The 13,319-nt window shown below is 44.7% G+C and carries 7 protein-coding genes; all 7 read left to right on the forward strand.

Going from position 1 to position 13,319, the window contains the following annotated elements:
- Positions 1-278 precede the first annotated feature (278 nt).
- The 7 genes from HFP08_RS07230 to HFP08_RS07260 all read left to right on the forward strand — a co-directional run bounded on the left by HFP08_RS07230 (position 279) and on the right by HFP08_RS07260 (position 13,319).
- Complete coding sequence (locus HFP08_RS07230; RefSeq protein ID WP_240941153.1) at positions 279-3,749, forward strand: right-handed parallel beta-helix repeat-containing protein; 3,471 nt, start codon at positions 279-281, stop codon at positions 3,747-3,749.
- An 87-nt stretch (positions 3,750-3,836) separates the two neighbouring features.
- Positions 3,837-4,643, forward strand: a complete 807-nt coding sequence (locus tag HFP08_RS07235; protein WP_168119877.1) for a formylglycine-generating enzyme family protein — start codon at positions 3,837-3,839, stop codon at positions 4,641-4,643.
- A gap of 179 nt (positions 4,644-4,822) precedes the next feature.
- Positions 4,823-5,764, forward strand: a complete 942-nt coding sequence (locus HFP08_RS07240) for an ABC transporter permease (protein ID WP_168119878.1) — start codon at positions 4,823-4,825, stop codon at positions 5,762-5,764.
- A gap of 19 nt (positions 5,765-5,783) precedes the next feature.
- Positions 5,784-6,668, forward strand: a complete 885-nt coding sequence (locus HFP08_RS07245; RefSeq protein WP_168119879.1) for a carbohydrate ABC transporter permease — start codon at positions 5,784-5,786, stop codon at positions 6,666-6,668.
- A 56-nt stretch (positions 6,669-6,724) separates the two neighbouring features.
- Positions 6,725-8,329, forward strand: a complete 1,605-nt coding sequence (locus HFP08_RS07250; RefSeq protein WP_168119953.1) for an extracellular solute-binding protein — start codon at positions 6,725-6,727, stop codon at positions 8,327-8,329.
- Positions 8,330-8,390: 61 nt separating this feature from the next.
- Positions 8,391-10,979 carry an exo-rhamnogalacturonan lyase family protein gene (locus HFP08_RS07255; protein WP_168119880.1) on the forward strand — a complete coding sequence of 863 codons (2,589 nt, stop codon included), beginning with the start codon at positions 8,391-8,393 and terminating at the stop codon, positions 10,977-10,979.
- A gap of 27 nt (positions 10,980-11,006) precedes the next feature.
- Positions 11,007-13,319, forward strand: a complete 2,313-nt coding sequence (locus HFP08_RS07260) for an AraC family transcriptional regulator (protein WP_168119881.1) — start codon at positions 11,007-11,009, stop codon at positions 13,317-13,319.

The following is a 13,319-nucleotide window of genomic DNA, read 5'->3' on the forward strand; positions in this document are numbered from 1 at the left end:
TTCATTTGCTTCGCTGTTTGCCCAGATTGCACTTTCGAGATGCAATAGTACTTTTTGATCTATGCCCTAATCTAACAAGATGAAACGGGTATAAGAATGTCCTCTTGCTGGAAATCAGATGGCCATACATAATAAAGCTCGCAGCGCTAGCAGCTAGATAGGTGTCAATGAACAAATATTATTGAAAGCGCATGCAAAAAATGGAGGTGAGGAACGTATTTGACTTCTGGATGACAAAAAGAAAAACAATCTGTTACAAAAAAAAGGAGGAAGTGAAATTGGGAAAAATCATGAAATACTTCGTTGCAACGGCATTTAGCTTAGCTGCAGCATTCGTTATTTCGCATTCCGTATATGCTGCAAACTATTACATCGCTCCAAATGGCGACGATAGCAATTCGGGATCAGAAAGTGCTCCATTCCAAAGCTTGATGCAGGCACAGTCAGCGGCCTCTTCCGGAGATACCGTGTATATTCGCGGGGGAGAGTATCATGATTTTCAAATTGCAAAAACCGACAGCAATTATAATTATGTGAATCATTTCAATAAGGACGGTATTTCCTACGAAGCTTACCCTGGCGATGAAAGACCTGTATTCAATTTCGAGAATGTTCCGACAAATTTGCGTGTGGCTGCTTTTTTTGTAGCGGATGGAGTAACGGGCCTGAAATTCAAAGGGTTTGATGTGACTGGCGTTAAAGTAGGCGATCAAAAGCAATCCGAGGTCTTCCGAGTCAGGGGGCAGGCCACGATTGAGCATGTAGTTGCCCATGATAATGAAGCAATTGGCTTCTACTATACGGGATACGGCTCCGGCACGGTGCGAGACAGCGATGCGTATAACAATATTGGACCAACGGACACATCGGCCTCTAATACCGATGGCTTTGGCGCTCACGCCAATTCAGTTTCGTTCATCAACGACCGTGCTTGGAACAACAGCGACGATGGGTTTGACAGCATCAGTTCACATGCCCCCGTACTCTATGACCATAGCTGGTCATTCAATAACAGGGGGAATCAAGACGGAATCGGCGATCAGAATGGGTTCAAAGTCGGCGGATATTCCTATCGGACATCCGGATTTCCTGATCCGATGCCCGTTCATACCGTACAATATTGCTTATCCGTTAATAACGGAGCCAACGGTTTTTACGCGAATCATCAGCCGGGTCAATCAGCGACCTGGACGAACAACACAGCCTACAATAATGGAAATGCCAACTTCAATATGCTAGAGAGAGTCAGTCAAACCGATATTAACAACATTCCTGGCTATAGAGAGATCTTGCATAATAACATTTCTTATGGCGGTACATTAGTAGCGAATAGCGAAAGCTCTGCCGAAAAAATAACGAATAATTCCTGGACCATAGACGGCGGGCTGGAAATTAATGATGAAGACTTTGTAAGTCTGGACACGTCTCAATTATCCGCGCCTAGAAAAGCAGATGGCAGTTTGCCTGATGTTACATTTATGCTTCCGGTGGAATCGAGCCGGCTCTATGAAAACGGTTTAGGATACCTCGCTGACAAAGCCAGCATCGATAGTGAGAGTGATTTCGATTCCGAACATGTTAAATTTGATTTTGGTTCTGCAGAAAACGAAGCAAAAGGGTATATTGGTGTATCGGCGGATACGGCTTATACAGAAGATAAAGGCTATGGTTTTCTAGGATTGGGTCCTAACGGTTACCTAGAGGATTCTAGAAGCGACGGCTTTGTCATGCAAGCTGGACAAGAAATCAAGCTGCAGGATGTAACAAATCAACCTCATAAGAAGGTTAAGGCTAACGATGACGCGGTAGCGGTAACAGAATCAGATATGCCTATTCGTTTTGCAGTAAGCGTGGCCCCGAATACCTATTATAAGGTAAAAGTAACATTAACCGGCGCTGATCCAAGCAAGGATGCCATTATCAATTTATTTTCAGAAAAAAGGCATATGCTTTTAACCGAAAAGGTAATTCCCGCGGGCGCTCGCTTTTCCTATGAATTTAATGTTAATGTTCAAAATGTATATTCAAAAGTAACGGGAACCTACATCGATAAGATGCTGAATATTGCCGTAAACGGTGAGAACGCTGCCATTGCTTCTGCAGAGATTTCACAGCTGAAGCAGGGTAAAACGCTTTGGGTGTTAGGAGACTCCACAGTGAATGATCAGACTGCGCCTCTCCCTTACTTTAGGCTGCAAAATTATTCTGGCGTCGGCGCGGCTCTGTCCAAATATATGGGTCCGGATATTGCCGTATCGAATCATGCAGAAAGCGGTTTGGACGATTATACAAGCAGGAAGCATTTCGATCAGTTTAAAGACCGCATTCAACCTGGAGATTATGTCTATTTTGAGTTTGGTCACAATCACAAAACCGATGGCCCGACAGGATACTATAACGGGATTTCCTATTATTATAATTATGTTCACCAAAAAGGAGCGAATTTCATCGTTGTCGGTCCAATTGATCGACATAGGGCTTATCAATACGATGCTTCAACCAATGAGTGGACTTCGACACTGGAAGGGTTTTCTGCGATAGGAAAACAGTATGTGGATGAAAGAGTTGCTGCTGGCGCAAAGGATATTGCATTTGTCGATCTTAATAAACCATCGCTGGAATGGTATTCTCAGCTTTGTGAATCGCTGGGTGAAGGAGCTGAGAGTACAGATTATTATTTCCGAGGCATTCAAGGCGGAACTGTAGACGGCACGCATCCGAATGACGCTGGAGTTGACCACTTTGCAAACATGTTCATCGAAAGCGCTGAGGCTATCATTCATACGAATCATAATACCCCACAAGCCAAAGTATTGGCTAAATTACTAAAGGGCGCAAGAAATGAAACGCCGTATATGGTTCCCGCTTCTATAACAAACTTAGGGCCTGCTCCGAACAGCGCTTATCCTCAGCCGTATGAAACGACAGCTGCTCCATTCCCGTTAGTTATAAACGCTATTGATAAAGATACTGATGGGAAGATTGTAGCGATGAAGGTAACGAAACAAGGCGACTTTTCAACTTATGGCAGAGGAATTGTTGAGGTCTATAAAGCAAATGGAGAGCTAAAAGGCACTGCGTACGCGAATGAACAAATTGATAACACGCTTGAAGGTGAACAAACGGTTACATTCACAACCGACTTGGCAGTCGAGGCTTCCGAAGATGCCGCTATTATTTCAGGTGATAATAATATTAGCTGGACTGAGCAGAATGTAGCCTTACAGGTTCTTCCTGATGAAGGGAAATATTGGACAGATACAGCAAATCTTAATGGACATAGCCCAGAGCTATCGTATAACGTCAACTTTGATCAAGCGGGAACCTATCATGTGTGGGTGCAATCTACGGCGATTGATGGATACAGCAATTCTATCCATGTGGGGATAGACGACCACTATCAATTTACACAGAATTATCTTGAACAGTCTGTGGATTACGTCTGGAACAATGCAGGGCAAATACAAATTGACGCTGCGGGTTTGCATGACTTTAATGTTTGGGCGAGAGAAGATGGAGTAGGACTCAAAGCTATATATTTAACAACAAGCAGTAAGCAACCAGAAGAATACACGAATTGGACAACGAAAGTGGATGTAGCGGAACTGAATGTCATGGATGGGGAGATCGGATTTAATACAGATATTGCACAAGAAAAAGAAACCTTGAGAGCTTATGTAAAGGGATTTGAAGATAAACCGGGATATCCGCTTACAGATGAACAGCTTTCAGACTTTTATATCAATTAAGTGAAACGACGGATTATACTCGATGACTTCTGTACCGAACAGGAGTCATCTCTTTTTTAATGCCTTAGGGCTAGAAGGAGGATAGGAATGAAAATCAAATATACGCTGTTCATTCTACTCGCATGCTTGGGCATAGGGACGTTCGTTCTTTTAGCTTGCAATCATCAAGGGATTGCTGAAGGCGCAACAGATTTGCCGCATCACGTTAGTTTGGATATTGGAAAAGGCATAAATATGGAGTTTGTTCTGATAGAACCAGGAACCTTTCCAATGGGCTCTTCTGTTGCTGAGGAGGATGAAGCGCCTGAACATCCAGTTGCGATTTCACAACCGTATTATCTTGGAATTTATGAGGTTACCCAGGAGCAATGGGTGGCAATGATGGGCAATGACCCAAGTACTTTCAAAGGGGGAAAACGGCCTGTAGATCGTGTCAGCTGGGAGGATTCTCAAATTTTCATAAATAAGCTTCAAGAAAAAACGGATCGTGAGTTTGCTTTGCCTACGGAGGCGCAGTGGGAATATGCCGCCAGAGCCGGAACGAACACCCGATGGCATTTCGGTGATACGGAGTCCAAGTTGGGCGATTATGCCTGGTTTGAGGGAAATTCCAATGATGAAACTCATCCAGTTGGTCAGAAGGAACCGAATGCATGGGGGCTTTACGATATGTATGGAAATGTTCAAGAATGGTGCAAGGATTGGTATGGGGCTCCTTATGCGAAAGAGAAAGCATCCGACCCGCAGGGCAAAGCCTCTGGTGATTCAAAAGTGTTGCGCGGGGGAGCTTGGGGAGATGACTTTACGATGGTTCGCTCAACCTATCGCAACGCCAATGGCATCGACGCCAAAACTTCGGGCACTGGATTCAGGGTCGTCATGATGGTCGAATAATGGTTTGGCATCGTTGCACTTTCCGGATGTAGTAGTACATTTTGATAACAAGAGCGTAATCATTGGGGTATAGCAGTTTCAAGAAAATCCCCTTGTTGGAAATTGAATGCCGTTTCATAATAAAACCACATCGCTCGAGACGAGAAAATGTCGGAGGCTGAAAGGTGGTGAAAATAGCTATGAAACCGGCAGTGATAAAGATTCACAACTATCAAAGAAACAGTAAGCTGCGCCAAATGCTCCGTGATAAATGGATGTATGTATTGCTGACTCCTGGGTTGTTGTACTTTCTGGTATTCAAATATTTGCCGATGTGGGGAGTCCTGCTCGCTTTCAAAAACTATCAGCCTTATTTGGGTTTTAGCAAAAGCGAGTGGGTAGGACTGGAGCATTTCCGCATCTTATTTGCTAACCCGGAATTCGGCATGCTGCTTGAGAACACCTTGATCTTATCTTTCTATAATCTAATTTTCTACTTTCCTGCACCCATTATACTGGCTCTGCTCCTGAATGAAATCCGGCTTTCTTTCTTTAAGAGAACGATTCAAACGCTGGTTTATGTTCCGCATTTCATCTCTATGGTAATCGTTGCTAGCTTGACTTATGTATTCCTGACGACGGAAGGCGGAGTTGTCAATGAGTTTCTGAATCAGCAAATCGGACATAAAATCGATTTTCTGACCTTGCCGGAGTGGTTCCGTCCCATGATTATCGTTCAGACGATTTGGAAGGAGAGCGGTTGGGGAACGATCATATTCCTTGCAGCATTAGCTGGCGTGGATGTTGAGCAATATGAAGCAGCCATTATGGATGGAGCTAATCGCTGGCGGCAGATGTGGCATATCACGCTTCCATCCATAAGGAGCACCATTGTCATTTTGTTGATTCTTCGGATGGGCAATGTTCTTGATAATGGCTTTGAACAAATTTATTTGTTATTAAACCCTCTTAATCGGAGTGTAGCGGAAGTATTCGATACTTACGTGTATATGGTTGGCATCACGCAAGGCGCGTTTAGTTATAGCACCGCGGTGGGTTTGTTCAAATCCGTTGTCGGAATCATTCTTGTGCTTGGAACCAATTGGCTTGCGAAGAGATTCGGCCAGTCCGGTTTATATTAAGGGGGAGGAGATTGCTTCAATGGCCAGACATTATAAGACGGTTTCCGGGACTCTATTCGATAGTGTTAATTACATCTTCCTTGCTATATACGGCTTGGTTGCGGTTCTTCCTTTTATTTACATCGTCGCAGGTTCCTTTGCCAGCGATGCAGAGCTCACGAAGAGAGCGGTTTTCCTCATTCCGGAAACCTTCACTCTCTCGGCATATGAATATGTATTTTCCACGGATACGATTCTTCAAAGTATATGGGTGTCGGTATTTATAACATCTGTTGGGACAGTCGTTAATCTGATATTTACCGTAACAATGGCATATCCTTTGGCCCGCAGAACTTTGGTTGGTCGCAATACGTTGCTGAATCTGGTCATTTTCTCCATGTTGTTCAGCGGCGGAATGATTCCATCTTATCTCGTTGTCCGAGAAATGCATCTGTTGGATAGCTTATGGGCTTTGATCATACCGGGGGCTATAAACGCCTTTAACCTGATTATTATTAAGAATTTTTTTCAAGAACTCCCTCCAGAGCTTGAAGAGGCTGCCAAGATTGACGGTTGCACCGAATTGGGGATGTTATGGAAAATCATTCTGCCTCTGTCCAAGCCAGTGCTCGCAACTTTTACATTGTTTTACGCCGTTTCCCATTGGAATAGCTTCTTCCAGGCGCTGCTCTATATTAATGATCCAGCCAAGTGGCCGTTGCAGGTCATGCTGAGACAGATTGTCATGTTGTCTCAATCGGCTGCAGGGGATATGAGTAATATGGATCCAAATTTTGTAAAGCCGCCGGAGCAATCTATTAAGATGGCTGTTATCGTGGTATGCACCATTCCAATTCTGATCATCTATCCGTTCCTGCAAAAGCACTTTGCAAAAGGAGTCTTAATAGGCTCGGTTAAGGGATGACTCGTCCGCAAATGGATGGCGGGTAAATAAAAAGGGAGGTTTTCTGGAAAATGTTAATGAATACAAAGCAAAAATTAAAGTGGATCACGTTCGCTTCTGCAGTAACGCTTGCCGTGACAGGTGTGGCGGGCTGCAGCAATAATGTTAATTCTTCGAATGCTCCGGAGCAAACCGTGCGGCCGTCAACAGATACGGAAGGGAATCAGCCATCTGCCACTCAAAGCCAGCTTCCGCCTCAGCAGCTTAGCATCATGCTCCCTGCTTTCAGCACCAGCTATCCCAAGGATGGAACGAGGGTGCTGGCAGAAATCGAGAAGAGAACGAACACCAAGATTCATATTGACTGGATCCCAAACTCCTCCTATGGAGATAAATTCAATATTATACTAGCTTCAGGCAAGCTGCCGAGCATTATGTTTGTGAGCGATGCCAAAAACTCGAGCTTCGTCAATGCTGCCAAATCGGGAGCCTTTTGGGATTTGGGCCCATACTTGAAGGATTACGACAATTTAAGTCAAGCAAATGAAGTCATTCTCAACAACTCCTCGATTGACGGTAAAAACTATGGCATCTATCGCGCACGTCCGCTAGGACGCAATGGCATTAATTATAGAAAGGATTGGTTGGAAAATGTAGGTCTGCCAGTGCCCCAAACGATAGATGACTTCTATAATATGTTGAAGGCGTTTAAAGAGAAGGATCCTGATCAAAATGGAAAGGATGACACCTATGGCATGGTGCTGGTCAAATGGACAGGAGTATGGGCTAGCGGTTTTGATATCATCAAGCTCTGGTTTGGTGTGCCTAACCAATGGGGGATTGTGAATGGCGAACTGGTTCCAGAGCATGAAACCCCTGAATATTTGGAAGCGCTCAAATTCATGCGGAAGCTATATGAAGAAGGTCTGATTAATCATGATTTTGCCGTATACGACAGCTCGAAGTGGATTGACCCCATCGTGAATAACCAAGCGGGTGTCATCGTAGATGTTACGGATACTGCACGAAGAATTGATCAAAAAATACACACGGCTTTGCAAGCTGAAAACAAAGACGAACCTGATAAACAATTTGTAGACAACCTGATTGGGGTAGAAGGAGAAGATGGCTTAAAGGCGCTTCCAACCTCTGGGTTCTCCGGAATGTTCGTCATTCCAAAGTCAACGGTGAAGACGGAAGATGAACTGAAACGGGTTCTTGAATTTCTGGATCAGACGAATGACGCCGACATTCAGACACTGCTCTATTCAGGCATCGAAGGCATTCATTATACCAAGGAGAATGATTATATCGTACCAACAACAGATAAAACAATGGCAGATTCTGAACTGACTGGATTGGGCCAGTTGTTGACTTATATTCCAGAGGACCGCACATTGAAAAGTAAGAGCAAAATGACTCCACTTTCTCAAAAAACCGATAAGCTTCAGAAAGAAGCGGAAAAGTATATTGTGCCGAATCCGGCCGAGCCGTTTGCCTCCGAAGTGTATACCGAAAGAGGTCCGCAATTGAATAACATTATTAATGATGCAAGAATCAAATTTATAGTCGGACAATATGACAAAGAAGATGTGAAAGCGGCTTTCGAGCTTTGGAGAAAAAGCGGCGGAGACGACTATGTGAAAGAAATGAATACATTGTACGCAGCTTCCCAGAAGTAGTTAGCAGCAATAAAGCCGTGTCGGCTGACACGGCTTTATTGCCAATAAGGAGCGAATACGCATGAGTGATAGAAGTGTGAGGCTGCAACTGCTTCAAGAGAAAACGACGGGTAATTCTGTTGGGATTACATGGGGGATTCCATGGGGCAAAGGCGTTTTGGACCGAAAGGAATCGCTCGTCCTAACCAGCCATGCTCGGGAGCTTGCCATGCAGAGTTGGCCAACCGCATATTGGCCGGACGGGAGTGTGAAATGGACAGCTCATTCTACGGTGTTAAGCGATGAAGATAGGAGAGACTTAAGCGTTTCTATTGGAAAACCTGCAGTAAAGAAATTAAACCTTTCCGTTACGGAAAGTAAGGATTCCATCCTCATCCACACAGGGGTTGCCGAATGTGTTATAGCACGGCAAGGCAATTCTATCATTCGAAGCATTACGAGAAATGGACATAGGGTAGGCTCTGACGTCATGCTTATGGGACTACGTGAAGAGCGGAAAACGGATACAGCAGGCAATCGGGTTTGGAATGAACCATTCGAAAGCAACATTCATTCGTCTGTTGTGGAACAAAACGGACCGATTCGCGCTGTGATACGAGTGGACGGTTTTCATAGATCGAAGAACGGAGAGAGAGAATGGCTGCCATTCACATTGCGAATATATTTGTACGCAGGTCTTGAGACGATTCGACTCGTTCATACCTTCCATTACGATGGAGATCCGAATAAGGATTTCATTAAAGCAATTGGCATTACCTTACAGGTTCCTTTAGATGGACCTCTATATAATCGTCATGTTCGAATCGCGGGAGACACCGGATTTTTTGGAGAATCACCAAAGACCTTGCATACAAGGCGCACGAAAGGCAAATACCGTGAGCTGTTTGAACGGCAAAGCGAAGGGAAGCCCGTCGAATTTAATGCGAATGATGATGGATATTTCATGGGGTTGCTTGAGGACTCGGCAACCTGGGATGATTATAAGCTCGTTCAAGATTCATCGCATCATTATCGGATCATGAAGAGAACGAAGGAAGACTGCAGTTGGCTCAAGGTAACAGACGGCCATCGCAGTAGCGGGCTTGGATACGTAGGAGGAGTGAATGGCGGCATCGGCATCGGAGACCGTTATTTTTGGGAGAAGCATCCCCGCGCAATAGAAGTTTCGAATACGACTGGGGCTGAGGCGTCGCTAACATTATGGTTATGGTCTCCCGATGTTCCTGCAATGGATCTTCGGCATTATGATTCAGAAACTCATGTAGAATCATCCTATGAAGGATTTAACGAGATGAACGCAACTCCTTACGGAATTGCCAACACGAATGAACTGACACTATGGGCATTGCCCGAAACGCCAGGGCCGGAACGATTAGAGGAGATGCAGGCTGAACTAAGAGAACCCTCACTGCTGGTTTGCGAACCTGAATATTATTACAGCGTTCGAGCACTCGGTCTGTGGAGTCTGCCGGACCAGAGCACTCCGGCCAAGATCTATATGGAAGAGCAATTGGACGGCATTCTCTCCTTTTATTTAAGAGAAATTGAGCAGCGAGGCTGGTATGGATTCTGGGATTATGGAGATGTGATGCATAGCTATGACCCTGTTCGGCATGTTTGGAATTACGATCTTGGCGGCTGCGCATGGCAGAATGCGGAGCTTGTGCCCAATATGTGGTTATGGACAATGTTCCTCCGATCTGGAAGAGCTGATATATTCCGTATGGCGGAGGCGATGACTAGGCATACCAGCGAAGTGGATACCTATCATTTCGGCAAGTACATCGGATTGGGCTCGCGGCATAATGTCGTACACTGGGGCTGCGGTTGCAAGGAGGCTCGCATCTTCATGGCCGGGTTACATCGTTACTATTATTATTTGACAGCGGACGAACGAATTGGGGATTTACTTGATCTTGTGAAGGATGCGGATTATTCGACGCTTGTCATGGATCCAATGAGAGCTTATTTTCCCAAGGATGAGAATCCGGTCCACCTAAGGATTGGACCCGACTGGGCTGCTTTCTGCTCCAACTGGATGACTCGCTGGGAACGCTTCGAGGATACGTTGTATCGCGATAAGATTTTAACCGGCATTCAATGCCTGAAGAATGCGAAATACCGAATGCTTTCGGGGCCTTCCTATGGTTATAATCCGGAGACCAGCGCGCTAATCCCGATGGGAGAGGATAACTCAGGCCGTCACATGGTGATTTGTATGGGAGGTCCACAGGTTTGGTTCGAGCTCGGAGATATGCTGGAAGACCCGGAATGGATGGATATGCTGGCAGAGTTCGGCGTTTACTATAATCTTCCTCAGAATGAGAAGGATTTGATTACGAATGGTGAAATTAAAACAGAGAGCTGGGGCCATCCGGTGCTCAGTGCGGGAATTGCAGCTTTTGGGGCCTATCATAAACGGGATAAGGCGACAGCGGAGAAATGCTGGGAGATTCTACTTCTAAATCCTTTCGGGCATACAAACCTCTCAGAGAACGAAAACCTAGTGACATATATGGAAGATCTCTTTGAAATTGATTGGATTAACACGAATGAAGCCTCTCAATGGTCCTTAAATGCTATACTTAGTTTGGAATTGCTGTCAGAATACTTGGAAGCAGTATACAGAAGAACCAGAATCGCTTTGTAAGACAAATAAACCCGGCAGGTGAGAAGAATGGGGAAGTTTTTTTCCAAAGGAATGAAATATTACCGACAGAGCTTGCTGTTGATTTTATCCATTGCTATCTTGCCCGGGCTTCTTCTGAGTGGATTCATGTATTGGGGGACTGGTGGTGAAATCGAGAAAAAACTCCATCAGCTTCATCAGGAGGAAATACATGAACGTGCGCAAACCATCGATGGCAACTTAGCCTATTTGGAACTATCAATCGGTCAATGGGCGTTCGAACCGCAATTTGACTATACCCTTAGAGGAATGGACTTCGGGCTGAATTACGGAAGAGCCTGGGATATTACAAAAACATTGCTCATTGTGCAAAGTTCGAGCGAGCTTATTGAGAATGCGGAGCTTTATGTGAAAGGAACGGATAATCAAAGGGACGTTAGGTTCATGCCTGAATACAGTACGGTGGACGAGTCGGAATTGAATACTCAATATATGAATCTAATGAATCGCAATCAGTCTTTCTTTTGGACAACTGAAGTGCCGGGAAGCACGAACAAGGAACAACTCGCTTTAGTTCAGAAGCTGCCGGGGAACAACAAAAATCCCATCGGTCTTTTGCTTGTAAGGATTAACATGGAAAAGCTGGAGCAGTTAGTAGGCGCCTTAACGCCATATAACGGTGGGAAGACCCTTATCATAAACGATGACGGCGGACGCATTATCAGTACAGGGATCGGATCTGATGACGACCTCTTGGTTCAAGATCTGATCTCCGAGATTCAGAATGGAAATCAAGAAGAGGGGCTTCATTATTACAGATGGAATGGGAGTAAGTATTCGATCTCCTATGATACATTTAACGAAGTGAGCACACATTGGTCGTATATTTCGGCAGCGCCGATACAGGCTATAACCTATCCGCTCCGTTCCATCTCTAAACTAATCATCACAATAAGTTGTATCGCTCTTCTAATCGCTGCCTCCATGGCGTGGGCCGCTTCCCGGCGTATTTATTCACCTGTCGGGAAGTTGTTCCATATGCTGAACAGGGATAAGGCGGAGCACTTGGACCAGGATGTAGATGAATTTACCTTGATTAATCAGAAGTGGCAGGAGTTGAATCGAGAAAGCAAGTCCTTGCAATCGAAGCTGAAACATGAGCTCCCGCATCTGAAAGAGAGCTTTATCCAGCAATTATTTCAAGGCTATCTTCATCAATATTCCGCAAGCGAGCTCATCAAACGATTCAGCCAATATGGCGTGCATCTTGAAAATAAAAAATTTACCGTCGTCTATGTTCAACTCATTGGACTTGGCAGCTCAACCACACGTTTCAATCAAGGAGACGAGGGGCTAGTTACCTTCGCGGCGTGCAATATCATGGGGGAAATCGCTGGGAATGAACTGGAACAAACCTACGTGATCAACTTTCATGATTTATCAATCGCGCTTCTAATCGTTGAACCAGGCAAGGATACAAGGGAGGCTATTCATGCTCTTTGCAGCGAGATTACACATGGAATTAATCAATTGTTGCGTCTGCAGGCAACAGCTGTAATCGCTCCATCCACCAATGATATTAAGCAAATTGCTTCGCTGTATGAGAGTGCCAAATCAGCAACAAGATACAGAAGCTTCGAGAATGAAAATCAGATTATCGACATGGAGCAGCCGGAACTGCTAATGGAAGCTGGGGAATTGAATTATCCGTTCACGATAGAGCGCGAGTTGATTCAGGCGCTGCGAGCTGGAGAGAAGGATGAAGCGATGCATCAGCTGTCATTGTTCATTGAAGCTTTATCAGTCGATGGCGTGAAAGAAATGGATGTCAAGCAGGGGGTAATGCGACTATTGGCAGGCATAATAAATGCGATCTCGCAGCTCGGAGTGAATCCGGCAAGCTTATCCAAGGGGAGCAATCTATTTGAGGCCCTTTCTCAAATTCGCGACCCCAATTCCATCGTTGATTGGTTTCATCACCATATTATCGAATCCTTTATTTGTGAGCTGGAGAGGCGGACCAATGATCAAGTAAAACGAGTCATTGAGAAGGCGAAAAATTATATTCGTCAGAACTATATGAAAGATATTTCACTTGAAAGTTGTGCGGATCATGTCAAAGTAGCCTCTCATTTTCTCAGCAAGGTTTTCAAAAAAGAGACGGGAAGCAATTTCACCGAGTACTTGACTGAATTGCGAATGGAAAAAGCCAAGTCTTTACTGCGAGAGTCGGATATTATGATTAATGAAATTTCTTTGCTTGTAGGCTATCAACCCAGTTATTTCATTCGATTGTTTAAAAAGCTGGAGGGAATTACGCCAGGTCGATTTCGAGAGGTGGTTCACGCAAGGGAAGAGTAA

It is taken from the genome of Paenibacillus sp. HB172176 (assembly GCF_011947265.1).
Classification (GTDB): domain Bacteria; phylum Bacillota; class Bacilli; order Paenibacillales; family Paenibacillaceae; genus Pristimantibacillus.